This window comes from Saccharothrix coeruleofusca, assembly GCF_014648515.1.
Lineage (GTDB): Bacteria > Actinomycetota > Actinomycetes > Mycobacteriales > Pseudonocardiaceae > Actinosynnema > Actinosynnema coeruleofuscum.
This window is the reverse complement of sequence record NZ_BMRG01000001.1, coordinates 430,590-454,477: the sequence shown is the minus strand read 5'-3', so window position 1 is coordinate 454,477 and position 23,888 is coordinate 430,590. Positions and strand designations below refer to the sequence as shown.

General features: G+C 72.7%; 26 protein-coding genes. 13 read left to right on the top strand and 13 right to left on the bottom strand.

Annotated features, from left to right (window positions below):
- Positions 1-451: TIGR03086 family metal-binding protein (locus tag IEZ00_RS02365; RefSeq protein ID WP_189221344.1), on the bottom strand; the 451-nt coding region annotated here is incomplete at its 3' end.
- A gap of 72 nt (positions 452-523) precedes the next feature.
- Between IEZ00_RS02365 and IEZ00_RS02360 the strand changes: the two genes are divergently transcribed.
- Positions 524-1,102 (top strand): TetR/AcrR family transcriptional regulator, encoded by a 579-nt coding sequence (locus IEZ00_RS02360; protein WP_189221343.1) that lies wholly within the window; start codon positions 524-526, stop codon positions 1,100-1,102.
- 132 nt (positions 1,103-1,234) lie between these two features.
- Here the strand turns inward: IEZ00_RS02360 and leuA are convergent, their stop codons facing one another.
- The gene (gene leuA, locus IEZ00_RS02355) at positions 1,235-3,028 is read right to left on the bottom strand and encodes a 2-isopropylmalate synthase (protein ID WP_189221342.1); all 1,794 of its coding nucleotides are present in this window, start codon (positions 3,026-3,028) and stop codon (positions 1,235-1,237) included.
- Positions 3,029-3,255: 227 nt separating this feature from the next.
- On the opposite strand from leuA, the gene IEZ00_RS02350 reads away from it, so the two are divergent.
- Positions 3,256-3,555, top strand: a complete 300-nt coding sequence (locus tag IEZ00_RS02350; RefSeq protein ID WP_189221341.1) for a hypothetical protein — start codon at positions 3,256-3,258, stop codon at positions 3,553-3,555.
- Between the two features lie 3 nt (positions 3,556-3,558).
- Here the strand turns inward: IEZ00_RS02350 and IEZ00_RS02345 are convergent, their stop codons facing one another.
- Entirely contained in the window at positions 3,559-4,209 is a 651-nt protein-coding gene (locus IEZ00_RS02345) for a nitroreductase family protein (RefSeq protein ID WP_189221340.1), read from the bottom strand.
- The gene (locus tag IEZ00_RS02340) at positions 4,209-5,456 is read right to left on the bottom strand and encodes a glycosyltransferase family protein (protein ID WP_229794921.1); all 1,248 of its coding nucleotides are present in this window, start codon (positions 5,454-5,456) and stop codon (positions 4,209-4,211) included. Before IEZ00_RS02340 ends, IEZ00_RS02345 begins: the two co-directional genes overlap by 1 nt.
- A gap of 104 nt (positions 5,457-5,560) precedes the next feature.
- On the opposite strand from IEZ00_RS02340, the gene IEZ00_RS02335 reads away from it, so the two are divergent.
- The 5 genes from IEZ00_RS02335 to IEZ00_RS02315 all read left to right on the top strand — a co-directional run bounded on the left by IEZ00_RS02335 (position 5,561) and on the right by IEZ00_RS02315 (position 11,313).
- Positions 5,561-6,826 carry an aspartate kinase gene (locus IEZ00_RS02335; protein WP_189221339.1) on the top strand — a complete coding sequence of 422 codons (1,266 nt, stop codon included), beginning with the start codon at positions 5,561-5,563 and terminating at the stop codon, positions 6,824-6,826.
- Complete coding sequence (locus tag IEZ00_RS02330) at positions 6,823-7,887, top strand: aspartate-semialdehyde dehydrogenase (protein ID WP_189221338.1); 1,065 nt, start codon at positions 6,823-6,825, stop codon at positions 7,885-7,887. Before IEZ00_RS02335 ends, IEZ00_RS02330 begins: the two co-directional genes overlap by 4 nt.
- 144 nt (positions 7,888-8,031) lie before the next feature.
- Positions 8,032-9,189: an NsdA family TPR-like regulatory protein gene (locus tag IEZ00_RS02325; protein ID WP_189221337.1), complete on the top strand. Its 1,158-nt coding sequence runs from the start codon at positions 8,032-8,034 to the stop codon at positions 9,187-9,189.
- Complete coding sequence (locus IEZ00_RS02320; RefSeq protein WP_189221336.1) at positions 9,177-10,610, top strand: gluconokinase; 1,434 nt, start codon at positions 9,177-9,179, stop codon at positions 10,608-10,610. The genes IEZ00_RS02325 and IEZ00_RS02320 overlap by 13 nt, the downstream gene beginning before the upstream one ends.
- Positions 10,611-10,797: 187 nt before the next feature.
- Complete coding sequence (locus tag IEZ00_RS02315; protein ID WP_189221335.1) at positions 10,798-11,313, top strand: hypothetical protein; 516 nt, start codon at positions 10,798-10,800, stop codon at positions 11,311-11,313.
- Between the two features lie 5 nt (positions 11,314-11,318).
- On the opposite strand, the gene IEZ00_RS02310 is transcribed toward IEZ00_RS02315, so the two are convergent.
- Positions 11,319-11,597, bottom strand: a complete 279-nt coding sequence (locus tag IEZ00_RS02310; protein ID WP_189221334.1) for a hypothetical protein — start codon at positions 11,595-11,597, stop codon at positions 11,319-11,321.
- A 117-nt stretch (positions 11,598-11,714) separates the two neighbouring features.
- Positions 11,715-12,905 carry an MFS transporter gene (locus tag IEZ00_RS02305; protein ID WP_189221333.1) on the bottom strand — a complete coding sequence of 397 codons (1,191 nt, stop codon included), beginning with the start codon at positions 12,903-12,905 and terminating at the stop codon, positions 11,715-11,717.
- Between the two features lie 86 nt (positions 12,906-12,991).
- Between IEZ00_RS02305 and IEZ00_RS02300 the strand changes: the two genes are divergently transcribed.
- The gene (locus tag IEZ00_RS02300; RefSeq protein WP_189221332.1) at positions 12,992-13,423 is read left to right on the top strand and encodes a Fur family transcriptional regulator; all 432 of its coding nucleotides are present in this window, start codon (positions 12,992-12,994) and stop codon (positions 13,421-13,423) included.
- Positions 13,420-14,868 (top strand): catalase, encoded by a 1,449-nt coding sequence (locus tag IEZ00_RS02295; protein WP_189221331.1) that lies wholly within the window; start codon positions 13,420-13,422, stop codon positions 14,866-14,868. The genes IEZ00_RS02300 and IEZ00_RS02295 overlap by 4 nt, the downstream gene beginning before the upstream one ends.
- Positions 14,869-14,927: 59 nt before the next feature.
- Here IEZ00_RS02295 and IEZ00_RS02290 read toward each other — a convergent pair whose 3' ends face one another.
- Together IEZ00_RS02290 and IEZ00_RS02285 are read right to left on the bottom strand one after the other, a co-directional pair.
- Positions 14,928-15,746, bottom strand: a complete 819-nt coding sequence (locus IEZ00_RS02290) for a hypothetical protein (protein WP_189221330.1) — start codon at positions 15,744-15,746, stop codon at positions 14,928-14,930.
- A gap of 14 nt (positions 15,747-15,760) precedes the next feature.
- The gene (locus tag IEZ00_RS02285; protein WP_189221329.1) at positions 15,761-16,837 is read right to left on the bottom strand and encodes an alpha/beta hydrolase; all 1,077 of its coding nucleotides are present in this window, start codon (positions 16,835-16,837) and stop codon (positions 15,761-15,763) included.
- A gap of 92 nt (positions 16,838-16,929) precedes the next feature.
- On the opposite strand from IEZ00_RS02285, the gene IEZ00_RS02280 reads away from it, so the two are divergent.
- The 3 genes from IEZ00_RS02280 (at position 16,930) to IEZ00_RS02270 (ending at position 18,573) form a co-directional block, all read left to right on the top strand.
- A complete protein-coding gene (locus IEZ00_RS02280; RefSeq protein WP_189221328.1) occupies positions 16,930-17,490 on the top strand; it encodes an NADPH-dependent FMN reductase in 561 nt (186 codons plus the stop codon).
- 127 nt (positions 17,491-17,617) lie between these two features.
- Complete coding sequence (locus IEZ00_RS02275) at positions 17,618-18,037, top strand: organic hydroperoxide resistance protein (protein WP_189221738.1); 420 nt, start codon at positions 17,618-17,620, stop codon at positions 18,035-18,037.
- Between the two features lie 59 nt (positions 18,038-18,096).
- A complete protein-coding gene (locus IEZ00_RS02270; protein WP_189221327.1) occupies positions 18,097-18,573 on the top strand; it encodes a Dps family protein in 477 nt (158 codons plus the stop codon).
- A 52-nt stretch (positions 18,574-18,625) separates the two neighbouring features.
- Here the strand turns inward: IEZ00_RS02270 and IEZ00_RS02265 are convergent, their stop codons facing one another.
- A complete protein-coding gene (locus IEZ00_RS02265) occupies positions 18,626-20,440 on the bottom strand; it encodes a S9 family peptidase (protein WP_189221326.1) in 1,815 nt (604 codons plus the stop codon).
- Entirely contained in the window at positions 20,437-21,240 is an 804-nt protein-coding gene (locus IEZ00_RS02260) for a class I SAM-dependent methyltransferase (RefSeq protein ID WP_189221325.1), read from the bottom strand. The genes IEZ00_RS02265 and IEZ00_RS02260 overlap by 4 nt, the downstream gene beginning before the upstream one ends.
- A 36-nt stretch (positions 21,241-21,276) precedes the next feature.
- On the opposite strand from IEZ00_RS02260, the gene IEZ00_RS02255 reads away from it, so the two are divergent.
- Complete coding sequence (locus IEZ00_RS02255; protein ID WP_189221324.1) at positions 21,277-21,792, top strand: DUF3291 domain-containing protein; 516 nt, start codon at positions 21,277-21,279, stop codon at positions 21,790-21,792.
- A 57-nt stretch (positions 21,793-21,849) separates the two neighbouring features.
- On the opposite strand, the gene IEZ00_RS02250 is transcribed toward IEZ00_RS02255, so the two are convergent.
- The 3 genes from IEZ00_RS02250 to IEZ00_RS02240 are packed head-to-tail and all read right to left on the bottom strand — an operon-like array spanning position 21,850 to position 23,653.
- Positions 21,850-22,476, bottom strand: a complete 627-nt coding sequence (locus tag IEZ00_RS02250) for a putative T7SS-secreted protein (RefSeq protein WP_189221323.1) — start codon at positions 22,474-22,476, stop codon at positions 21,850-21,852.
- 13 nt (positions 22,477-22,489) lie between these two features.
- Positions 22,490-22,780 (bottom strand): hypothetical protein, encoded by a 291-nt coding sequence (locus IEZ00_RS02245; RefSeq protein WP_189221322.1) that lies wholly within the window; start codon positions 22,778-22,780, stop codon positions 22,490-22,492.
- Between the two features lie 45 nt (positions 22,781-22,825).
- Positions 22,826-23,653, bottom strand: a complete 828-nt coding sequence (locus tag IEZ00_RS02240) for an SseB family protein (RefSeq protein WP_189221321.1) — start codon at positions 23,651-23,653, stop codon at positions 22,826-22,828.
- Positions 23,654-23,888: the final 235 nt, after the last annotated feature.

The following is a 23,888-nucleotide window of genomic DNA, read 5'->3' as shown; positions in this document are numbered from 1 at the left end:
CGCGCACGTCCGGGGTGCTGGGGTAGCGCCTGGCCATCCGGAACGCGGCTTGTGCCAGGTCGGTGGGCAGCGCGGCGTCCCGCCCGGTGGCCTTGGCCAGGTCCCACGCGTGCACCAGGTGGTCCACGAAGTGCCCGGCCAGCACCTGCTTGCCCGACCGCCTGCCGAAGCCGGGGAAGTCCGCCTCGCGGTCGAGCGCGGCCGGGTCGAGCTCCTCGGCGAACCGGTCGGCGGTGATCCGGTAGGCGGTGACCGGTTCGGTGTCCGGCTCCTCCAGTTCGACGCCCAGCGCCGCGCCGAACTTCAGCGTGGTGTCGACCTGGTGGTGCAGCAGGTCGCGCACGGTCCAGCCGGCGCAGGGCGTGCTCGCGTCGAGCTGCTCGGCGGTCAGGCGGCTCGTCAGCTCGACGTTCAGGGCGGTGGCGGCGCGGTCGAGTGCCAGCAGGTCCATGTCGTCCCCCTCAACTTGTACGAACGATCGTACTATTAGTTGGGGAGCTGTCAACGGGGTTACCGTGTCGGCGTGAAGGTGGACGGGCGCGTGGAGCGCGGCGAGCAGACCCGCAGGCAGATCCTCGGGCGGGCGGCGGCCATCGCCTCGGTGGAGGGTCTGGAGGGGCTGTCCATCGGCAGGCTGGCCACCGAGCTGGCGGTCAGCAAGAGCGGCGTCTTCGCCCACTTCGGCTCCAAGGAGGAGCTGCAGCTGGCCACCGTCCGGGCCGCCGCCGCCGTCTTCGTCGACCGGGTGGTGAAGCCCGCGCTGGAGCTGCCGCCGGGGCGGGCGCGGCTGGAGGCGCTGTGCGAGGGGTGGCTGACCTACTCCGAGGAGCGCACCTTCCCCGGCGGGTGCTTCTTCCACGCCGTGCAGGCCGAGTTCGGCGCCCGCCCCGGCCGGGTGCGCGACAAGATCGCCGAGTACGGGACCAAGTGGCACGACCTGGTGACCGCCACCGCGGCCGAGGTGCCGGGCGTGGCCGACCCGGCGCAACTGGCGTTCGAGCTGATCGCCGTGCTGGAGCTGGCCAACAGCCGGTCGGTGCTGCACGACGACCCCGACGCCTACCGCCGCGCCCGCCAAGCCCTCCGCTCCCACCTCCCCTAACGCCTGCAAGTACTACCCGACGTGCCCCAGAGGGCCGCTGACTACTACCCGGCGTTCGAGCGCTGAGGCTCGCCGGGTAGTAGTCAGCGGCGCTGGGAGAGGGGCTGGGTAGTACTTGCCGACGCGGAGTGGTCAGCGGTTGGCGCGGTTGACCGCCGAGACCAGGGCGCGCAGCGACGAGGCCACCGTGGAGCTGTCGATGCCCACGCCCCACAGCACCCGGTTGCCCACCGCGCACTCCAGGTACGCGGCCGCGCGGGCGTCGTCACCGGCCGACAGGGCGTGCTCGGAGTAGTCCAGCACCCGCACGTCGTAGCCCACCGACGCCAGCGCGTCGACGAACGCCGCGATCGGCCCGTTGCCCGACCCGGTGACGTCCTGCTCCTCGCCGTCCACCACCAGCACGGCCTTGATCCGCTCGTGCCCGCTGCCGTCGCTGGTCACCTTGTGCCGCACCAGCCTCAGCGGCGCGGTGGCGTTGAGGTACTCCTCGGCGAAGGCGTCCCACATCTCCTTGGGCCCGACCTCGCCGCCCCGGCTGTCGGTGACCTCCTGGATCACCTTCGAGAACTCCACCTGCAACCGGCGCGGCAGGTCCAGGTGGTGCTCGGTCTTCATCAGGTAGGCCACGCCGCCCTTGCCGGACTGCGAGTTGACCCGGATGACCGCCTCGTAGGTGCGGCCCACGTCCTTGGGGTCGATCGGCAGGTACGGGACCTCCCACGGGAACTCGTCCACGTGCCTGCCCGCGTCCTTGGCCGCGTCCTCCAGGGCCTCGAAGCCCTTCTTGATCGCGTCCTGGTGGCTGCCGGAGAACGCGGTGAACACCAGGTCGCCGCCGTAGGGGTGGCGCTCGGGCACCGGCAGCTGGTTGCAGTACTCGACCGTGCGCCGGATCTCGTCGATGTCGGAGAAGTCGATCTGCGGGTCGACGCCCTGGCTGAACATGTTCATGCCCAGGGTCACCAGGCAGACGTTGCCGGTGCGCTCGCCGTTGCCGAACAGGCAGCCCTCGATCCGGTCCGCGCCCGCCAGGTAGCCCAGCTCGGCGGCGGCCACGCCGGTGCCCCGGTCGTTGTGCGGGTGCAGCGACAGGATGATCGACTCGCGCCGGGCCAGGTTGCGCGACATCCACTCGATCGAGTCGGCGTAGACGTTCGGGGTGGCCATCTCGACGGTCGCGGGCAGGTTGATGATCAGCGGCTTGTCCGGCGTCGGCTGGATGATCGCGGAGACCGCGTCGCACACCTCCAGCGCGTAGGACAGCTCCGTGCCGGTGTAGGACTCGGGCGAGTACTCGTACCGGAACTCGGTCTCCGGGTACTTCTTCGCCTCCTCCAGCGCGAACGCCGCCGCGTCGGTGGCGATCTTCTTGATGCCCTCGCGGTCGGAGCGGAACACCACCCGCCGCTGGAGGACCGAGGTGGAGTTGTAGAAGTGCACGATCGCCTTGTGCGCGCCGCGCAGCGACTCGAAGGTGCGCACGATCAGCTCGGGGCGGCACTGGGTCAGCACCTGGATGGTCACGTCGTCGGGGATCGCGCCGTCCTCGATGATCTCCCGCACGAAGTCGAAGTCGGTCTGCGACGCGGCCGGGAAGCCGACCTCGATCTCCTTGTAGCCCATCCGCACCAGCAGGTCGAACATCTTGCGCTTGCGGGCCGGGGACATCGGGTCGATCAGCGCCTGGTTGCCGTCGCGCAGGTCGACCGCGCACCACAGCGGCGCCTTGGTGATCCGCTTGGCGGGCCAGGTGCGGTCGGGCACGTCGACGACCTCGACCAGCTCGTGGAAGGGCCGGTACCGGTGCACCGGCATGGAGGTGCCGCGCTGGGGGTTCCAGGCGGGCTGGTCGGCGGGCGCGGGCCGGGCCGGGGGCCGGATGCGGCTGGTGCCGGTGGTGTACGCGTCGGGGCTCGTGCTCATGGGTGATCCGCTCCTGCTGGCCGGTGGTGGGAGACGACCGGCGGCAACGCTCGATCCCGCGACGGGGGGCCGGTCTGGTCAGACCCCGTCACGGCGGCGAAGCAGGAGGGCGCGTGCCATGTCGGACAGACTAACCAGATTTCGCTCGGACGTGGAACCGGAGGCCCAGATGGTGGAACTTCGCCCCGTCGAGTTTCACTCGAAAGTGATGGGGGCATCTCCTTGACATGTCCAGATGGCGTACGAGTACTCGGACCGGCAGCTTCAGCGCTGCCCGGCTCATCAGCGGTGTTGGCGCTGTCTTCGCGCTCATCGAGGTGCTCTACATCCTCCTGATCCTCTTCGGCGCGAACCAGGCCAACGCGTTCTTCCGGTTCGTCCAGCAGCTCGCCGAGCCGCTGGCGCTGTTCTTCCCCGGCCTGTTCCAGCTCGGCAACCCCAACCTCGACCTGATCGTGAACTACGGCCTGGCCGCGGTGTTCTGGCTGGTCGTCACCGGCATCGTCGCGCGAGTCGTGGCCCGCTAGCGGTCACACCGGACCGCCGGGCCCACTCCCGTCATGACCCGCGCTGCGTGCGCCGTCGGTCGTGGCGGGAGCGCTCGGTTGGGCGTCCGGTCGGAAGTACCGCCGCCCCCAGGTGCCGGTGAACACCAGGTCCTCCAGCGGTTTGCGGGTGCGCGGCCTGCGCTCCCTGGCCCGCAGGTCCTCGGGCAGCTCGCCGCTGTCGCCCAGCTCGCCCAGGGCGATCACGACCACCGGCCGGACCTCCTCGGGCAGCGCGAACTCCGCGCGCACCGCGTCCTTGTCGAACCCGCCCATCTGGTGCGCGACCAGCCCCAGGTGCACCGCCTGGAGCACCAGGTTCTGCACCGCCAGCCCCAGGCCGTACTCGGCGTTGGGCACCTCGCCGCGCTCGTCCGAGGTCACCACCGCGCCCACGACCAGCGCCGACGCCTGCCCCGCCCACGTGCGGTTGCCGCGCGACAACGCGCCGAAGATTCGCCCGAACGTGTCGTCCCCGCGGCGCCCCAGCAGGTAGCGCGCGGGCTGGGTGTTGCCGTGCGACGGGGCCCACCGCGCCGCCTCCAGCAGTACCCGCAGCACCCCGTCGTCCAGCTCGACGGCCCCGTCGAAGGCGCGCGGGCTCCAGCGGTCGGCGATGATCCGGTTCAGCTCCATCAGATCGCATACTGCCAGGCGGTGATCGCGTACGCGCCGAACCACGCGCTGAACACCGCCACCCCGGCCAGCACCGCCACCGCCGTGCCGGTGCGCCGCCTGGCCAGCCCCAGCGCCACCGGCAGCAGCAGGGTGAACGCGGGCAGCAGCAGCCGGGCCTTGGAGTTCATCAGCCCGTTCGAGCCCAGGTCCATCACCAGCACCGCCACCCCGTACACCAGCAGCGGCCACTCCAGCCGCCGCCGCCACCCCACCACGGCCAGCACCACCGCGCCCAGCAGCAGCCACACCGTGACCAGCTCCAGCACCGAGCGCGGCTCGCCCAGCACCAGCAGGGTGAACTTCCAGGTGGCCGCGCCGCCGTCGAACCGGGAGTCCCAGCCGCGCTGCTGCAGCGCGAACCAGCCGTCCCACTCGCCGGTGCGCAGCGCCACGTACCCCAGGTAGCCGAGCAGGCCCAGCGGGGCCAGCGCGCCGCCGACCCACGGCCACACCCCGTCGCGCCGCCGCAGCACCGCCACCAGCGCGGCCAGCCCCACCGCCAGCACCAGCGCGGCGGCCGTCGGCCGGACCAGGCCCGCCGCCGCGCAGCACACGCCCGCCAGCACCCAGCGCCGCTCCACCACGCCCACCAGCGACCACGCCGCCAGCGCGCAGAACGTGGCCTCCGAGTACGTCATCGACAGCACGACCGCCATCGGCGAGGCGGCGAACAGCACCACCAGCGCCAGCCCGGCCCGGCGCGACCCGCCCGCCACCCGCTCGCCCAGCCGCCGCAGGCCGTAGGCGCAGACCACGCCGCTGAGCAGGCTGACCACGAACGCCGCCTCGACCGGGCCCACCCCCGGCAGGACGTCCACCCAGCGCACCAGGCCGGGATAGCCGGGGAAGAAGGCCAGCGGGGTCTCCCCGCCGCGCCTGCCGAACGCGTCCACCAGCCAGGGCGGCACCTCGTCGTAGCCGCCCTGCGCGATGCCCAGGAACCACTGCCCGTCCCAGGAGGTCAGCGCCGCGGTGACGTCCTTGTCCCAGCGGGGCGCCATGAGCTGCAGCACGAGCAGGCCCAGCTCCCGCACCGCCAGGTACAGCGCGGCAGGCGCGAGCAGGACCACCGCCCGGTGACCGGCCGCCACGCGCAACCGGTCCCGCGCCGACGGCGCGCGCTCCGCGCCGTCCTCGGCGCCGTCTTCGGCGCCGTCGCCCGCGCCGTGCTCCGAGCCCACCGATCCAGCCTCCACCGTCGACACCGCACCGAGGGTAGTGAGGGCCCGAACACGGTGGCCGCTGTCCACGCCTTGGGCCAGGTACGCTGCCTGCCAACTGGGATTTCTCACCTGGGAGGAGAGGTTCTGTGGCGCTCGTCGTCCAGAAGTACGGCGGTTCCTCGGTCGAGAGCGCCGAGCGGATCAAACGGGTGGCCGAGCGGATCGTCGCGACCCGCAAAGCGGGCAACGACGTGGTGGTGGCCGTCTCCGCCATGGGCGACTCGACCGACGAGCTGCTCGACCTCGCCCGCCAGGTGTCCCCGGTGCCGCCCGCCCGCGAGCTGGACATGCTGCTGACCTCCGGTGAGCGCATCTCCATGTCGCTGCTGGCGATGGCGATCGACTCGCTGGGCGCGCAGGCGCGCTCCTACACCGGTTCGCAGGCGGGTGTGATCACCACGTCCGTGCACGGCAAGGCGCGCATCATCGACGTCACGCCCAGCCGCATCCAGGACGCGCTGGACGAGGGGGCCATCGCGATCGTCGCGGGCTTCCAGGGCGTGAGCCAGGACAGCAAGGAGATCACCACGCTGGGCCGGGGCGGCACGGACACCACGGCGGTGGCGCTGGCGGCGGCCCTCGGGGCCGACGTCTGCGAGATCTACACCGACGTGGACGGCGTGTTCACCGCCGACCCGCGCATCGTGCCCAACGCCAAGCGGCTGGAGACCATCTCCTACGAGGAGATGCTCGAGATGGCGGCGGCCGGGGCCAAGGTGCTCATGCTCCGCTGCGTCGAGTACGCCCGCCGCTACGGCGTGCCGGTGCACGTCCGATCCTCGTTCAGCAACAAGCCAGGGACCATCGTGTCCGGGTCAGTGGAGGACCTTCCCGTGGAACAGGCGATGATCACCGGCGTCGCGCACGACCGGTCCGAGGCCAAGGTCACGGTGACCGCCGTGCCCGACCACCCCGGTGTGGCGGCCCGGATCTTCCGGGTCGTGGCCGAGGCCGAGATCGACATCGACATGGTCGTGCAGAACATCTCGCAGGCGATGAGCGGGCGCACCGACATCACCTTCACCCTGCCCAAGGACGACGGCCCGCGCGCCGTCGCCGCGCTGGAGAAGGCCCGCGACGAGATCGGCTTCGAGAAGGTCATCTACGACGAGCACGTGGGCAAGGTGTCGCTGATCGGCGCCGGGATGCGCTCGCACCCCGGTGTGACGGCGACCTTCTGCGAGGCGCTGGCCAGCGCCGGGGTCAACATCGAGATCATCTCCACCTCGGAGATCCGCATCTCGGTGATCTGCCGGGACACCCAGCTCGACGACGCGGTGCGCGCGCTGCACGACGCGTTCGAGCTGGGCGGAGAGGAAGAGGCGGTCGTGTACGCGGGGAGCGGGCGATGAGCGGGCCGGTGCTGGCGCTGGTGGGCGCCACGGGTGCGGTGGGCACCGTCATGATCGACATCATCAACGGCCGGGAGTCCGTGCCGTGGGGCGAGATCCGGCTGATCGCGTCCGCGCGCTCGGCGGGCAAGAAGATCACCGTGCGCGGCCGGGAGCTGACCGTCGTCGAGCTGACGCCGGAGGCGTTCGACGGCGTGGACGTGGCCATGTTCGACGTGCCCGACGAGATCTCCGCCGAGTGGGCGCCGATCGCGGCGGCGCGCGGCGCGGTCGCGGTGGACAACTCCGGCGCGTTCCGGATGGACGACCAGGTGCCGCTGGTGGTGCCCGAGGTCAACGCGGACAAGATCGACGACCGGCCCAGGGGCATCATCGCCAACCCCAACTGCACCACGCTGTCGATGATGGCGGCGCTGGGCGCGCTGCACCGCGAGTTCGAGCTGCGCGAGCTGGTCGTGGCCTCCTACCAGGCCGCCTCCGGCGGCGGGCAGGCCGCGATCGACCGCCTCTACGCCGAGACCCAGGCGCTGGCGGGCAAGCAGGTCGGCGTGCGCGCGGGCGACGTGCGCGAGGCGCTGGACGCGGCCGGGCTGCCGGTCGCCGACTCGCCGTTCCCCGCGCCGCTGGCGCTCAACGTGGTGCCGTGGGCCGGGTCGCTCAAGGACGAGGGGTGGACCAGCGAGGAGCTCAAGGTCCGCAACGAGTCCCGCAAGATCCTCGGCATCCCGGACCTGAAGGTGTCCGCCACCTGCGTGCGGGTGCCCGTGGTGACCACGCACTCGCTGGCGGTCCACGCGACCTTCGCGCGCGAGGTCACCGTGGCCCAGGCGCACAAGATCTTCGAGTCGCAGCCGTCGATCGTGCTGGTCGACGACCCGGAGGCCAAGCGGTTCCCGACGCCCGCCGACGTGGTGGGCGGCGACCCGACCTACGTCGGGCGGGTGCGGCAGGCGCTGGACTTCCCGAACACGCTGGACTTCTTCGTGTGCGGGGACAACCTGCGCAAGGGCGCGGCGCTGAACACCTACGAGATCGCCGAGGGCCTGGCCTCCCGGCTCTGACCCCCGCGCCTGCAAGTACTACCCGTCCCCCTCGGACGAGCCGCTGGCTACTACCCGACTTCGCGAAGCCGGGTAGTAGCCAGCGGCGTTTTGAGGTGGGTCGGGTAGTACTTGCAGGCGTCAGGGGCGGTACGCGCTTACGACGTGCTGGCGCGCGTCGCGGACGGGTTGGGCTGTCCGCGTGAACTCCTGGGGTTGGCCGGGGTCCCCGCGTACCTTGACGACCAGGACCACTCCGCCGGGACGGAGGTCGAGGCCGTGAAGCGACGCCAGTTCCTCGCCAGTGCGGCGGCCGTGGTGGTGGGTGATCCCGTCCTCGGTGTTCCGGCGGTGTCGGCCGAACCGGTGCTGCGCGCCACCACCCCGAGCCACGTCGGTGCCGCCGACGTGCACCGGTTGCGCGCCGCGACAGCGGCTTTCCGAGGTCTCGACTACCGCCTCGGCGGAGCCGCCTGCCGAGCGGCAGCCGCGGCGCACGCTCGCGAGGCCGAGCGGCTGCTGGACACGTCGATGGCGGACGGGGTCCGTCGAGACCTGCACTCCGCGCTCGCCGACCTGCACAGCGTGGTGGGCTGGACCTCCTTCGACAGCGATCTGGTTGACCACGCCCGCCACCACTTCCTGCGCGCGCTCGAACACGCCAAGCTCGCCGACGATCCGGCGCTGTGCGCGTTCGTGCTGTGCCGCACGGGGCACATCTATTTGGCCGGTGGTGACCCCCATGAGGCGCTGAAGCTCTTCCAGCTCGCGGAGCTGCCCGCCGCGGAAGCAGGCCGAGGTGCCATCGAGTTCGTCACCTCCTGCTACCAAGCGCGGGCTTACGCCGACATGGGGCGAGCGCGGCGTGCCGAGGAGTTGGTGACCCGCAGCGAAGACGTTTTCGCCCAGTATGCCGATGACTCGGTTCCGCACTGGTTGGCCTACTTCCGCGCCGGCGGCGTGGGGTCCGTGCGCGGCAACGCCTACTTCGCGCTCAGCGCACTCCAGCCCGCTTACGCGCCCAAGGCTCTGGAAGCGATGCGCGTCGCGGTGAACGGGCACAAGGCGGAGTTGGAACGCGGCAACCTGATGGACCTCAGCACTCTGGCGACATTGCACCTGCGGCTGGGTAACAGGGATCACGGTCTTCGACTGGCTGCCAACGTGATCGATCGCGCGGAGAGCGTGGCGTCTCAACGATTGCGCCAGGGCCTGACGCCGTTGGCGCGGGCCGCAGCCGGTTGTGGTGGTGCTGACGGTCGTGACCTCGCGCGTCGGATCGGGGAGGTGGCGCGGGTAGGTTCTCCGCCATGGCGGAGGTAGTGCTGGGCATCGACTTGGGGACGACCGCGACGAAGGTGATCGCGGTGGACCGGGACGCGGGTGTGGTGGCGTCGGCGGAGCGCGGCTACCCGATGCGCACCACCCGGTCCGGCGAGGCCACGCACGACCCGGCGCAGGTGCTCGAAGCGGCGCTGGCGGCGCTGCGGGAGGTCGCGGCGGCCGGGCTGGACGTCAAGGCGCTGGTGCTCACCGGGGCCATGCACACCCTGCTCGCGCTGGACGAGGCGGGCACGCCGCTGACGCACTCGCTGAGCTGGGCGGACAACCGGGCCGTCGAGCAGACCGCGCGGCTGCGGGGCACCCCGCGCGGGATCGCGCTGCACCGGGCCACCGGCACGCCGGTCCACCCGATGTCGCCGCTGGTGAAGCTGGCCTGGTTCGCGGAGAGCGGGTTCTCCGCGCCGCGCTGGTGCGGCATCAAGGACTACGTGGCCTTCCGGCTGACCGGCCAGTGGGTCACCGAGCACTCCTCCGCCTCGGCCACCGGCCTGATGGACCTGGACGCCCTGGCCTGGCACCCGGACGCGCTGGCGTTCGCCGGGATCTCCGCGGCGGTGCTGCCGGAGCTGCGCTCGCCGCTGGAGGTCCTGCCGCTGGCGCTGGAGGTGCCCGGCATCCCGTCCGGGACGCCGGTGGTGCTCGGCGGCGGCGACGGGCCGCTGGCCAACCTCGGCGTGGGGGCCGTGGTGCCCGGTGTGGCGGCGCTGTCGCTGGGCACCAGCGGCGCGCTGCGCGTGGTGCGCGACCGGCCCGCCGTGGACGAGGGCGGGCGGGTGTTCTGCTACGCCATCGGCGACGGGCTGTGGGTGCTGGGCGGGGCGGTGAGCAACGGCGGTGTGGTCGCCCAGTGGGCCGCCGAGTCGTTCGGCGTGGACGTGGTGGAGCTGCTGGACGAGGCGGCGGAGGTGCCGTTCGGCGCGGGCGGCATCACGGCGCTGCCGTACCTGCTGGGGGAGCGGGCCCCGTGGTGGGACCCGGACGCGCGGTCGGCGGTGGTCGGGCTGCGCCGCGAGCACGGGCGGGCGGAGGTCGGCCGGGCGCTGGTCGAGGGGGTCGGGCAGCAGTTGGCGCTGGTGCTGGACGCGGTCCGGTCGGTGGCCGATGTGCACGCGGTCCGGGTGACCGGCGGGGCGTTCCGGCACCCGCTGTGGGCGTCGGTGCTGGCCTCCACGCTGGGGCTGCCGCTGGAGGTGGCCGAGGACAGCGAGGGCTCCGGCGTCGGCGCGGCGCTGCTGGCGTGGCGGGCGCTGGGCGAGCTGCCCTCCCTGGAGGTCGCCGCGGACCTGGTGGTGCCGACGCGGACCATCGAGCCCGATCCCGAGGCCGTGGCGCACTACCTGCGGGCCCGTCCCGGCGTCGAGCGCCTCTACCAAGCCCTCCAGGACCTCGTGGCGGATTGATCCGTTCGGGTTCGTCGGGCGCTGCGGTGGTGCTGAAAGGGGTGGCGCGGGGCAGGATTGCGCCATGTCCGATGGTTTTCCGCGCACCGGGAACGAATTGAAGGCGGAACGCCCCGGTGCCGTTGTGCAATCGGGGTCCATCGGCGGTGATGTCACCATCCAGCAGAATTTCCGCCATTCCCCGCCGGTGGGTTTACTCGTCTTGGTGCTGCTGGTCGCGGTGGGGGTGGTGGTCGCGTTCCTGGTGCTGGACGGCCCGCGCGACCGGCGGGCGACCCCGACGCCCACCCCGACCGCCACCCCGACCGGGGGCGGCCTTCCCCCTCCGGCGGGCACGACGCCCGCCGCCGCCGGGAACGGGACGCCGTCCTGGGCGGGGGACGTGCGGATGGGGCCCGGCGGTCTCGACCTCGACGCGAACCCGGCGGTACCGGGGGACGCGGGCGCGGACATCAGGAAGGACCACTACACCGAGGTGGCGCCGGGGCAGGGCGCGGTCGCGGTGGAGTGGCCGGGGCCGCGTGAGCCCTCGTTCGAGGAGTGCCGCGGCCGCGTCGCCGGGGGATCGGACGTGCTGCTGGAGCCGCAGGTGGGCGGCAAGCTCTGCGTCCGCACCACCGAGGGCAGGATCGCGGCGATGACCCACCTGGGCCCCGACGAGACCGGCCGGTTCTGGTTCGCGGTGCGGGTCTGGGACTCGTGAGGCGTTCAGCGCACGGGCACGTAGCTGTACCCGTCGAGGGACAGCAGACCGCCGCGCGCGCTCCACGTGGAGGTGATGGGCGCCCCGTTGTCGGAGAACTCGTAGTGCCAGCGCCCCAGTTCGTTCGAGCCGCCGTTCCACCGGCCGACCGGCTCGGCGGGGACCGGGCCGGCGTCGGGTGGGCGGTAGCCGTCCTCCGCGGCGCAGCCGGTGATCGGCAGCAGGGCGAGGGCGAGCGCGTGAACCGATCGCCGAATGCGGTGGACGCGGGTGTGTCGGATCATCTTCGCCGCCTCCGGGGTGTGGGCGGTGCGGCAGCCTGGCACGGTGGGCGGGCGAAGCCATCCGCATTAGCGCGGAGATATCGGGAAAGTGTCCCCTTGGTCATGGGAAAAAAGCGGTCACCGCATTTCCACGGCGACGGGGGCGGCGGGGCGGCGCTGCCACCGGTCCAGCAGGGCCGCGCCCACGGCGACGGCCAGCGCGCCCAGGCCCGCCGTCGCGTACCCCCAGGCGGGGGAGGAGTGGTCGATCACGAACCCGGTCACCGGCTGCCCGACCGCCACGCCCAGGGTGAGCGCGGACGCCTGCAGCCCCATCGCCACGCCGCGCGCGGACGGGGGCGCCAGCTCGGTGACCGCCTCGGCGGTGCTGGTGATCGTCGGCGCGCACAACAGGTTGGTCGGCACCAGGGCCAGGGCCAGCAGCCACGGCGACCAGTCGAACAGCCCCACCGGCAGCGCCAGCGCGCCCATGCCGCCCATCAGCAGCCACACCGGCGGCACCCGCTTGCGCACGCCGTACACGAACCCGCCGACCAGCGACGCCAGGCACATCACCGCCACCATCGCGCCGGTCCACGCGGTGAGGTCCAGCCCCCGCATGGAGGCCACCAGCGACACCTCGACGCCCGAGAGGGCGAACGTGGCCCCGCCCGCGCTGATCAGCACGCCCAGCAGCCTGCCGTTGAGCCACTGCCGCCGGGGCAGCGCGGGGCCGGACTCCTCCTGCTCGCCCCGGATGGGCGGGTCGATCGCGAACAGCACCAGCCCGAACAGCACCATCGCCGCGCCGATGCACCACATCGCGGTGCGGCTGGACCAGTGCGTGGTGAGGAAGACGCCGAAGGCGGGGCCCGCCATGAAGGAGATCTCCACGGCCATCGCGTCCATCGCCAGCGCGGTGCGCCTGCTCGCCTCGGGCACCAGCGCGGTGAGCACCTGCCTGCCCAGCGACATCACCGGCATCACGGTGAGGCCGGTGATCAGGCACGTCACCAGCAGCACGGGGTAGGACAGCAGCGGCGCGACGAACCAGAACACGCCTTCGGAGACCATCGACAGCAGCAGCATGGCGCGCAGCCCGCGCCGGTCGGTGAGGTGGCCCATCAGGGGTGCGCCCAGGGCGATGCCGATGGTGCTCATCATGCCGACCAGCCCGGCCGCGCCGTAGCCGCGTTCCAGGCCGAGCAGCACGTGCATGGTGACGGTCATCCCGGCGGCCGTAGAGGGCACCCTGGCCAGCAGGAACAGCAGCATGGTCGACGGGACGCGGGGCATCCGGAGCACGGCGAGGTACGGGGCGGGGGTCACGACTGCCATCTTCGCCCGCTGGAGCAACAACTTTAACCAGTCGTTTTCTTGACTAGTTCAAGAAAACGTGATGACCTGGAGGAGCCATGTCCCCAGAACCCCGCGAGCTGCTCAAGAACACCGGGTTGCGGACCACCGCGCCCCGGATCGCGGTGCTTGAGTGGCTCGCCGACCACCCCCACGCCACGGCCGACCAGGTGGCCAGGGGTGTGCGCGCCAAGCTGGGGTCCGTGTCGACGCAGGCCGTGTACGACGTGCTCCACGCGTTCCAGCGGACCGGCCTGCTCCGCCGCATCGAGCCCGCGGGCCACCCGGCGCGCTACGAGACCCGCATCGGCGACAACCACCACCACCTGGTGTGCAGGCGGTGCGGCAAGACCGAGGACGTCGACTGCGTCCACGGCGCCGCCCCCTGCCTGGAGCCCTCCGCGACAGCGGGCTTCGCGGTGGAGGAGGCCGAAGTCCTGTTCTGGGGACTGTGCCCCGACTGCCAGTCAGCACAGAGGAGCCAGCCGTGACCCAGACGCCGCACACCACCAACAACGCGGGCATCCCGGTCGCCAGCGACGACCACTCGCTGACCCTGGGCGCCAACGGCCCCATCCTGCTCCAGGACCACTACCTGATCGAGAAGAACGCCCAGTTCAACCGCGAGCGCGTGCCCGAGCGGGTGGTGCACGCCAAGGGCGGTGGCGCGTTCGGCTACTTCGAGACCACCGAGGACGTCAGCGCCTACACCAAGGCCGCGCTGTTCCAGCCGGGGGTGAAGACCGAGGTGCTGCTGCGCTTCTCCACCGTCGCGGGCGAGCTGGGCTCCCCGGACACCTGGCGCGACCCGCGCGGCTTCGCGCTGAAGTTCTACACCACGCAGGGCAACTACGACCTGGTCGGCAACAACACCCCGGTGTTCTTCCTGCGCGACCCGATCAAGTTCCCCGACTTCATCCGCTCCCAGAAGCGCCGCGCCGACACCGGCCGCCGCGACCACGACATGCAGTGGGACTTCTGGACGCTGCAGCCGCAGACCGCGCACCAGGTCACCTGGCTGATGGGCGACCGGGGCATCCCGAAGACCTGGCGGCACCAGAACGGCTACGGCTCGCACACCTACCTGTGGGAGAACGCGGCGGGCGAGAAGTTCTGGATCAAGTACCACTTCAAGACCGACCAGGGCATCGAGTGCCTGACCTCGGAGGAGGCCGCCCGCATCGCCGGTGAGGACGCCGACGCGCACCGCGCCGACCTGTGGCACGCCATCGAGCGCGGCGAGTTCCCGTCGTGGACGCTGAAGGTGCAGGTCATGCCGTACGAGGAGGCGGCGACCTACCGCTTCAACCCGTTCGACCTGACCAAGGTCTGGTCGCAGCAGGACTACCCGCTGATCACGGTCGGCAAGCTGGTGCTCGACCGCAACCCGGCGGACTACTTCGCCGAGATCGAGCAGGCCGCGTTCGAGCCGACCAACCTGGTGCCCGGCATCGGCCCGTCGCCGGACAAGATGCTGATCGGCCGGATGTTCTCCTACCCGGACGCGCACCGCTACCGCATCGGCGCGAACTACAACCAGCTGCCGGTGAACCGGCCCAAGTCGCCGGTGAACTCCTACTCCAAGGACGGCGCGATGGCCTACCGCAACGCCGTCGACCCGGTGTACGCGCCGAACTCCTACGGCGGCCCGCACGCCGACGCCTCGGTCGCGGGCGAGGTCACCACGAACTACGGCGTGGAGGACGAGGTCGTGCGCGCGGCCTACAGGCTGCACCCCGAGGACGACGACTTCGGCCAGGCCGGGACGCTGATCCGCGAGGTGATGGACGAGGCCCAGCGCGAGCGCCTGGTGCAGAACGTGATCGCGCACGCCTCCAACGGGGTCTCCGAGCCGGTGCTGGAGCGGGTGTTCGAGTACTGGCGCAACATCGACAAGGAGACGGGCGACAAGATCGCCGCCGCCTTCGGCAGGTGAGCGGATCAGTGGGGGGCCGTTCTCTTGCCGGGGGAACGGCCCCCCGCCGTGTGCCGCCGCTAGTCGAGGGCGATCCTGACGTAGGCCCGGTCGTCGAAGCTCGTGTGCCCCGGCCGGAGCCCTTTCGTCGACCTCAGCGGGCCGATGCAGAGGGGGTCGTCCGCGAGCAGTCCCCGCAGCGCCCGCTCCGTTTCCGCCAGCGTCGGGAAGATGAGCGGGTAGCCGTCGCTGGCCAGCACCAGCTCCCGCACCCCCTCGGCCACCGCGTGCACCTCCACGAGCTCTTTGGGGACGCGACTGCCGTCTATCGCACCGTAGGCCCACTCGCCCGCCTCGGCGTTGTTGCGGAACAGGCCCTGCCTGATGAGCACGTCCCGGATCGCCGCTCGGCCGACGTCCTGCCTCGCCAGCTCCTCGACGGGGACGCCCCGGTGGAGTTCGGCGGTCAGGACCGCGGCCCGGACGCCCGCCGAGAAGTGGTCGACGGCGCTCAGCGTCCGCACGCCGGTGGGGGGCAGGCCGCGGTGCCAGTACGCGACGTCGCCGACCTGCCACACCTCGCGCCGCGCGGCCGAGTAGACGCCGACGGCCGCGGCCGGGCGCTCCTGCGGCGCCACGCCGCTGGGCAGCCGCGCGGCCAGGGCGGCGGACATGCGCCCGACCATGCCCGCCGCGTCGACGTCCGGCGCGGCGGTCCGCACCGCCTCCAGGCACGTGAGCATGGCGAGACGACCGCCGGTCATGCCGTCGTAGCGGTGGCCGGTCTTGTCCGTGGCCCCGTCGACGACGGCGACGAAGTGGGCTGTGACGACGACGCTGTCCTCGCACTCCTCGTCGTCGCCCGCCTTGCCCGCGACGAACTGCTCCAGGACCCTCATCGGGGTGTCCGTCCTCAGGCGGTCTCGGGGACGTCCTGCCGGGCGTTGGCCAGCGCCAGGCCGGTGCGCAGCGCGCCGATCGCCTCGCTGACCGCCTCGCGGAACACCCCGCCGACGCCGAGGATGTTGGCGAACCCGTGGAACAGGCCCTCGTGCCTGCGCAGCACCACCGGCACGCCCTGCCGGGCGAGCTTCTCGGCGAACGCCTCGCCCTCGTCGCGCAGCGGGTCGAAGCCCGCAGTGGCCAGGTAGGTCGGCGGCAGCCCGCTGAGGTCCTCGGCCAGCAGCACCGACAGCCGGGGGTCGGCGCGGACCTCGCGCTGGGGCGCGTAGTGGTCGGCGAACCAGTCCATCTTCTCGTCGCTGAGGAAGAACCCGTCGCCGAACAGGTCGCGCGAGCGGCGGCGCGCGGTGGCGTCCACCGCCGGGTAGAACAGCAGCAGGAACACCGGCCGGGGGCCGTGCTCGTCGCGCGCGTGCAGGGCGGTGACCGCGGCCAGGTTGCCGCCCGCGCTGTCGCCGCCCAGCGCCAGGCGGGACGGGTCGGCGCCCAGCTCGTCGGCGTGCGCCGCGGCCCAGGCGTACGCGGTCAGCGCGTCGTCGACGGCGGCCGGGAACGGGTGTTCGGGGGCCAGCCGGTAGTCCGCCGACAGCACCCGCACGCCCGCCTCCACGGCCAGGTGGCGGCACAGGTTGTCGTGGCTGTCCAGGTCGCCGCTGACCCAGCCGCCGCCGTGGTAGAAGACCAGCAGCGGCGAGCCCGCGGCCAGCCCGTGCGGGGTGTAGAGCCTGCCGCGCACGCCGTCCATGGTCACCGGCCGCACCGCCACGCCGGGCACGGGCGGTCCCGCGACCAGCAGGTTGCTGCGGCTGAGGGCGGCGCGGTTGGCGGCCGGGGTGTCGGTGCGCCACTCCTGCCCGCCCAGCTGCTGCAACCTGAGCAGCAGCTGCGCCTCGGGGTGCAGGCGCTGGCCGTCGACCACGATCGGCGGCCCGGTGATCAGCCTGCGCAGCGGCTTGGGCAGCCCGAACGCGAAGCGGAGCGCACCGGCCACCACACCGGCGGGGATCGCATCGGCGAACTTCGACATGACATTCACGTTACTCGTCAGTAGTGCACGCTAGTAGTCACCGTCACGTCGCGTGGACCTCCAGCTAACTGGAGGTGGCAGGATCGGGTGGCATGACGGTCACGGTGGTGGGCATCGGCGGTTCCATCCGCCCCAACTCCCAGTCCGAGCGCGCCATGCGCATCGCGCTGGCCGGTGCGCGCGAGGCGGGCGCGGAGGTGGTCGAGGTCTGCGGTCCCGAACTGGTGCTGCCCTTCTACGACCCCTCGGTGCCCGACCGCCCGGACAACGCCCGCAGGCTGGTCGACGTGCTGCGCCGGGCCGACGGGGTGGTGCTGGTCTCGCCCGGCTACCACGGCACGGTCTCCGGCCTGGTCAAGAACGCCCTGGACTACGTGGAGGACCTGCGCGGCGAGCAGCGGCCCTACCTGGACGGGCGGGCGGTCGGCTGCGTGGCCGCCGCGCAGGGCTGGCAGGCGTCGGTCACCACGCTCACCGCGCTGCGCTCCATCGTGCACGCGCTGCGCGGCTGGCCCACCCCGCTGGGCGCGGCGGTGAACTCCGGGCAGGTCGAGTTCGACCCCGACGGCGGCTGCTCGGACCCCTCGGTCGCGCAGACCCTGCGCACCATCGGCAGGCAGGTGGCGGAGTTCGCCGCGACACACTCCGGTTGACCTCCGGCGTCCGGGGGTACTTCGGAACAGGGCGCGTGAGTTGTCACACGACCGGGTGCAGATCGGGTGGCGGGTGGCGTTGATCCACACGACGGTTGACCCCACCGGCTCGAAGGAGAGCGTGACGATGCAGGTGCTCTACACGGCGGAAGCGACCGCGGTCGGCGAAGGCCGCAACGGCGAGGTGCGCTCCTCCGACGGCGTGATCGACGAGCGGTTGGTCGTGCCCAAGGAGATGGGCGGCCCCGGCGGCGACGCGACCAACCCCGAGCAGCTGTTCGCGGCGGGCTACGCGGCGTGCTTCCACGGCGCGCTCAAGCTCGCCGCGCGCGAGGCGAAGGTCCAGCTCGGCACCACCGAGGTGACCGCCAAGGTCGGCATCGGCCGCACCGACGACGGCCTCGGCCTGACCGTGGAGCTGGTCGCGCGCATCCCCGGCGTCGAGCGGTCGACGGCCGAGGAGCTGGTCGCCAAGGCGCACCAGATCTGCCCGTACTCCAAGGCCACGCGCGGCAACATCGAGGTGGCGGTCAGCGCCACCGTCTGAGAGGGAACTCCTCCCGGACGCCCCCCGGAAGCCACCGTCTGAAGGAGGCGCTAGCAACCATGAGCAAGTCCCCGATCACCAGCCCGCTGTCCGACGCCGACAAGGCCGCGGTCGGCGCGGTCCTCCAGGCCACCCTGGTCGACCTGATCGACCTGTCGCTGATCGCCAAGCAGGCGCACTGGAACGTGGTCGGCCAGAACTTCCGCAGCGCGCACCTCCAGCTCGACGAGCTGGTGACCACCGCCCGCACCTACGTCGACCAGGTCGCCGAGCGGGCCGCCGCGCTGGGCGTGTCGCCCAACGGCAAGGCGAAGACCGTCGCCGAGTCCTCGGGCGTGCCGGAGTTCCCGGACAACTGGCTCAAGGTGGACGACGTCGTCCAGGCGATCGTGGCGACCCTGGCCGCGCTGATCCAGCGGCTGCGCGCGCGCGTCGACGAGACCGACAAGACGGACCTGGTCACCCAGGACCTGCTGATCGAGATCACCAAGCAGCTGGAAGAGGCGCACTGGATGTGGCAGGCCCAGCAGGCCTGATCACCCCTGCGCCGGGGGTCGCCGCCACCAGCGGCGGCCCCCGGCGATCCGCTCAGCCCAGGGCGCGCCGCACGAAGTCGACCTCGGCGGCGGTCTGCCGGATGGTCTCGGCCACCACCAGCGACCCGTGGCCCGCGTCGTAGCGGTACACCTCGTAGCGGGCGCCGCGCGCGGCCAGCCGGTCCAGGTAGTTGTCGATCTGCCGGATCGGGCAGCGCGGGTCGTTCTCGCCCGCCAGCACCAGCACCGGCGCGCGCACCGCGTCGACGTAGGTCAGCGGCGAGCACTCCCGGTACCGGTCGGGCACCTCCTCGGGCGAGCCGCCGAACAGCGCCCGGTCGAACGCCCGCAGCGGCTCCATCTCGTCCTCGTAGGCGGCCAGGTAGTCGGCCACCGGCACGCCCGCGACACCCGCCGCCCAGCGCTCCGGCTGGGTGCCCAGCGCCAGCAGCGACAGGTACCCGCCCCACGAAGCGCCGTTGACCACGCACTTGCGCGGGTCGGCCAGGCCCTCGCGCACGGCCCAGTCGTGCACCGCGGCCACGTCCTCCAGCTCGGTCAGGCCGGGCCTGCCCTCGATGGCGTCGCGCCACTTCGAGCCGTAGCCGGTGGAGCCCCGGTAGTTCACGTGCACCACGGCGAACCCGGCGTCCAGCCACACCGCGCGGTAGGCGGAGAACCGGTCCTCGTCGGCCGAGTGCGGCCCGCCGTGCAGGCTGAACACGGTCGGCAGCGGCCCGTCCGGCGCACCCTCGGGGCGGGCCACCAGCGCGTGCACGTCGCCCACGAACACGTCGGTCAGCTCCGCCGACGGCGGCGCCTTGTGACCGGCGGGCTCCAGCAGCACCCGCTCGTCGCCGTCGGCCCGCAGCACCCGCACCACGCCGGGCCGGGCGGCCGAGGACCACGAGTACTCCACCGCGCCGTCGGGGCGCACGCCCGCCGAGCCGATCGTCCCGTGTGGAGTGTCCAAGGTGGACAGCTCGCCGGTCTTGAGGTCGTAGCGGTGCAGCGTGTTGCGCGCCCGGTAGGTGTGCACGAGCAGCAGCGCGTCGGCCTCGGGGTACCAGTCGGCGCTGATCTCGCCCGGCAGGTCCACCGGGATCTCGGTCTCGGTGTCCGCGGTGACGTCCCAGATCAGCAGCTCCTCGCGACCGCGCCGCTCGTGCGCGACCAGCAGCCGGTTGTCGCCGCGCACCGGGCTGAACGCGATGGCGTCCAGGCCCTTGCCGGGGCCGTCCCACTTCTCGGCGACGACCTCGCCGCCGGTGGTGAGCACGCGCAGCGCGGTGTGCCGGTTGTCGCCGTGCTCGGAGTGCGCGATGGCGACCAGCGACTCGTCCTTGGACAGCGCGGACACGCCCGCGTCGTTCTCGTGCGCGTAGAGCACCTCCGCCTCGCCGCCCGCGCGGGACAGGTGGATGGTCGTGCCGTCGTCGGTCGAGGTGCCGACCACGGCCACCTCGTGGCCGATCTCCAGCCCGGCCGGGTACCCGGCCCGCACGCCCGGCAGGGCGGGCTCGGCGGGCTGCCCGGTCGCGGCGAACGGCTCGCGGACCCACACGCCGAACTCGTCGCCGTCGCTGTCGGCGAACCACCAGATCGCCTCGCCGTCCGGGCTCAGCGCGCCGTGCGAGGTGCCGTTGGGCCGGTCGGTGACCTTGCGGTGGGTGTCCGCGGCGCGGTCCCAGGCGTAGATCTCCCAGACCCCGCTGGAGTTGGACAGGTAGAGGCTGCGGTCGGGCGCGTCGTCCGCCCAGCCGGGCAGGCTCACGCGCGGCGCGGTGAAGCGGGCCCGCCACCGGGCCTCCGCCTCGGCGTCGGCGAACAGCTGGTCGGGCACGGCAGCGGTCGGGTGCGTCGTCACGGCTGCGATCCTGCCGGCTTGCGGGCGGTGACCAGGTGGTAGTCCACCAGGCCGCGCGCCACGGCGGTGACCCAGTTGCGGCCCCAGCTGTCGCGGTACTCGCCCAGCTCGATCCACCGGTCGAAGCCCCGCCACACGTGCTCGCCGATGCTGGTGGCGGTCACGTCGGCGAACCCGGCGGCGCGCAGGTCGGCCAGGAAGTCCCCGATCGGGTGAGGCAGGTCCAGGCCGGAGGCGAAGGTGGCCAGCAGCTCGGACAGCGGGGGGCCCGCCCGGTCGTCGGCGGCGAAGAAGGTGGTGACCGCCAGCGACCCGCCGGGGGCGAGCACGCGGGCGCTCTCGCGGGTGAACGCGGCCAGGTCGTCGAAGTGCTGCGCGGCCTCGACCGACAGCAGCCGGTCGAACCCGCCGTCGCCGAAGGGCATGTCCGCGCTGGACCCCACCACGAACGCCACCCTGGGGTCGGTGGTGGTGGCCCTGGCCCGCGCCACCTGCTCCGGCAGCAGGTCCAGCCCGCGGACCAGGGCCGGGTCGTGCCGCAGCACCCTGGCCGCGCCCAGCCCGCGCCCGCTGCCGACCTCCAGCACCCGGTCGCCGGGCCGCACGCCCAGCGCGTCGAGCGCCACGTCGTAGAGCGCTTCCTGGGACGCGACGCGCTGCTCGACGGTCAGCTCGCCGTCCAGCGGGATGTCGCGCCAGTAGCCGAAGTTGATGAAGCCGCCCGCGAAGATCGACAGCGCGCTGAGGTCGCCGGTGCCGTAGGTGTCGCGCACCTGGGGTCTCACCTGGTGGTCATGCACCACTCGATCGTGCCTCAGCTCGCTAGGGTGGTGCTTATGACACTTGGGGGAATTTCTGGGTTCGAACTGTCACAAGTCAACATCGCCAGGCTGCTGGCCCCGCTGGACAGCGCGCCGCTGGCCGACTTCGTGGCCGCGCTGGACCCGGTCAACGCGGCGGCCGACCGCGCGCCGGGCTTCCGCTGGCGGCTGCGGACCGAGGACGGCGACGCCACCGCCGTCCGCGTCTTCGACGACGAGTGGCTGCTGCTGAACATGTCGACCTGGGCCTCCCACCAGGAGCTGGTCGACTACGTGTACGGGGCCGACCACGTGGCCGTGCTGCGCGAGCGCCGCCGCTGGTTCGCCCGGCCGGTGGAGGCGATGGCCGTGCTGTGGTGGGTTCCGGCGGGCCACCGGCCGACCGCCGCCGAGGCGCAGGAGCGGCTGGTGCACCTGCGGGAGCACGGCCCGACGCCGTCCGCCTTCACCCTGCGCGCGGTGTTCCCGCCGCCGGGGGCCGCGTCCGTCGCGCCGGTGGTGGACCTCCCGCTCGGGTGCGGGGTGGACTGACGCCTGCTCACCCCGCGCCTGCCTGAACGGGTGCACCCACCGGGAGGGCCCCGATGCTCAGCGCAGGGCCAGGAAAGAGGTCAGCAAGGCGTCGTTGAGCCTGCGCAGCTCCCGCTCGTAGGTCGACTGGTCGCGCAGGTCCGGCCGGGGGCTCGGGGCGGGCGCCACCACGGCTCGGGTGGGCGGCGCCGGCGCCGGCGCCGGCACCGGCGCGGGCACCGGCGCGGGCACGGGCACGGGCGGCTCGCCGAACACCCGCCGCAGCTCGGCCAGCTGGCGGCGGGCCTCGTCCACCGCGGCCGCGGCGCGGTCACCGGCCAGGTCGAGCTGCCGCCGCCACCGCTCGACCTGCTCGCGCGCGACGGCCACGCCGACCGGCCCGGCCGCGCGCCCCTCCTCGACCGCGTACCGGGCGCGCGGCTGCAGCTCGACCAGCCCGGCCCGGTAGTCCTCGACCGCCCGCGCGGCGGTGGCGAAGGCTTCGGCAGCCCGCAGGTGGTGCTCCCGCAGGCGCGCCCGCGCCAGGTCGAACCGCTCCCGAGCGTCGCCCTGCCAGCCGTCCACCCGCGCCCGGTGCACCGCACCGGCTACCCCCTCCAACCCCGCGGCGACGTGGCGCAGGCGGATGACCTCCCCGTCCAGCGCATGACAGTTGCCGGGCAGCGGGTCCGCGTCTTCGGCCATGCGCGGGCGCCGGTCACCGCGGCGCGCGGAGCAGGTCCGCGAGGTCCTCGTCCGCCCCGGTGTAGACCGCGGCCGTGGCCTCCAACCTGCGGATCAGCTCCAGTGCGTCCTCGACCAGCGTCGTGGCGCCCGCCGCGCACGTCTCGTGGAAGGCGGCCAGCGCCGCCCCGAGCCCGTCGTGGCCCACCTGGTCCGGCGCGACCCGGTACTTCAGCGCCGGTTCGCGAACCAGGTCGTCGACTTCCGCCCGCACGCGCTTGGCCGCGTCGAGCAGTTCGCGTGGATCGACCGAGAAGCCGTTCACGGTCGGCAGCCTATCGCGGACGCCCTATTCCGGAAGTGGATTTCGCTAATGCCGGAACGCGGCCACCTGTTCGGGGAGCAGGGTGAAAGTCCACCCGAGATCACCCGTCCGCTCGGCAATGGGGTTGACCACGACGCCGATCGGCGTCCGGTGCGCCAGCAACTCCGCGACGAGTTTCGCGCCAGTGGTGCTAAATGGCAGTCCGGAGAACCGCGGATTGCTCCGGACGTACTCGCGCAGCCTGCTTCGACTGCTGAACACCGGCACCCAGGCGCTGCGCCGGTCCGGCCGCAGCACCACCAGCTCGCCGCCTGCGTGCCGCAGCGCGTGCAGCCGCTCCTCCCGGAGGAACCGCAGCGCCTCCTCCAGCGGTGACACCGGGCGGCGGAACCGCGCGATCCGGTCGTCCGCGCCGGTGTCCACCACCGGGTCGCCCGCCACCACCCGCCGCTCCGCGGCGACCCGCGCGCTCACCTCGTCGGGGGATATCGGCGCTGGTCCGGCTCGTAAAGAGGCGATCAGGGCGGGCTGCACCTCGTCCCGGAACCGGCGGTCCATGGTGCGCGCGGACACCCCCAGCTCCACGCACAGCCGCTGCTTGCGCGCGGTCAGGTTCAACGCCCACCACGCGGGCTCCAGCGAGGTGTTGAAGTACCCGCGGCCGATCGCCGCGACGACCGGGTCCAGCCCCGCCAACGCGCGCTCCAGCTGCAGCGCGGCCTTCGCCCGCGCCCGCTCCGGCCGGTCGGCCTCGCCGATGCCCCACAGCGCCCGCAGCTCCGGGCCGAGGTGCCGGTCCAGCGGGGTGCGCTGGACCCCTTCGGACTTGTGCAGCGAGCAGAGCCGGTCCAGGGCACGGCGGGACACGTCCACGCGCTCACGCTAGGGCCTGTCGACGGGATTTGCCACAGACTCGCCACGAGTCGAATTCTCGCCAGGGAATCGCCTTGGCGAATGCGCGGCGAGTGCCGAAATCCGGTGGCCGGGAGGCGGGAGCGGTCAATACCGTGGAAGCACATTCACCAACACCTGGAGGAGTTGCCATGCGTCACGCCCGCACGCCGTACCGCGCCCCGGCCGACAACCGCCCCGACAACCGCCCCGACAA

Excerpts from the sequence above, each read along its gene's own strand:
- leuA (WP_189221342.1), bottom strand. The coding sequence starts at position 3,028 with ATGAGCACGAGCCCCGACGCGTACACCACCGGCACCAGCCGCATCCGG.
- IEZ00_RS02350 (WP_189221341.1), top strand. The coding sequence starts at position 3,256 with ATGTCCAGATGGCGTACGAGTACTCGGACCGGCAGCTTCAGCGCTGCC.
- IEZ00_RS02345 (WP_189221340.1), bottom strand. The coding sequence starts at position 4,209 with ATGGAGCTGAACCGGATCATCGCCGACCGCTGGAGCCCGCGCGCCTTC.
- IEZ00_RS02330 (WP_189221338.1), top strand. The coding sequence starts at position 6,823 with ATGAGCGGGCCGGTGCTGGCGCTGGTGGGCGCCACGGGTGCGGTGGGC.
- IEZ00_RS02320 (WP_189221336.1), top strand. The coding sequence starts at position 9,177 with ATGGCGGAGGTAGTGCTGGGCATCGACTTGGGGACGACCGCGACGAAG.
- IEZ00_RS02310 (WP_189221334.1), bottom strand. The coding sequence starts at position 11,597 with ATGATCCGACACACCCGCGTCCACCGCATTCGGCGATCGGTTCACGCG.
- IEZ00_RS02300 (WP_189221332.1), top strand. The coding sequence starts at position 12,992 with ATGTCCCCAGAACCCCGCGAGCTGCTCAAGAACACCGGGTTGCGGACC.
- IEZ00_RS02290 (WP_189221330.1), bottom strand. The coding sequence starts at position 15,746 with ATGAGGGTCCTGGAGCAGTTCGTCGCGGGCAAGGCGGGCGACGACGAG.
- IEZ00_RS02285 (WP_189221329.1), bottom strand. The coding sequence starts at position 16,837 with ATGTCGAAGTTCGCCGATGCGATCCCCGCCGGTGTGGTGGCCGGTGCG.
- IEZ00_RS02280 (WP_189221328.1), top strand. The coding sequence starts at position 16,930 with ATGACGGTCACGGTGGTGGGCATCGGCGGTTCCATCCGCCCCAACTCC.
- IEZ00_RS02275 (WP_189221738.1), top strand. The coding sequence starts at position 17,618 with ATGCAGGTGCTCTACACGGCGGAAGCGACCGCGGTCGGCGAAGGCCGC.
- IEZ00_RS02270 (WP_189221327.1), top strand. The coding sequence starts at position 18,097 with ATGAGCAAGTCCCCGATCACCAGCCCGCTGTCCGACGCCGACAAGGCC.
- IEZ00_RS02255 (WP_189221324.1), top strand. The coding sequence starts at position 21,277 with ATGACACTTGGGGGAATTTCTGGGTTCGAACTGTCACAAGTCAACATC.
- IEZ00_RS02250 (WP_189221323.1), bottom strand. The coding sequence starts at position 22,476 with ATGGCCGAAGACGCGGACCCGCTGCCCGGCAACTGTCATGCGCTGGAC.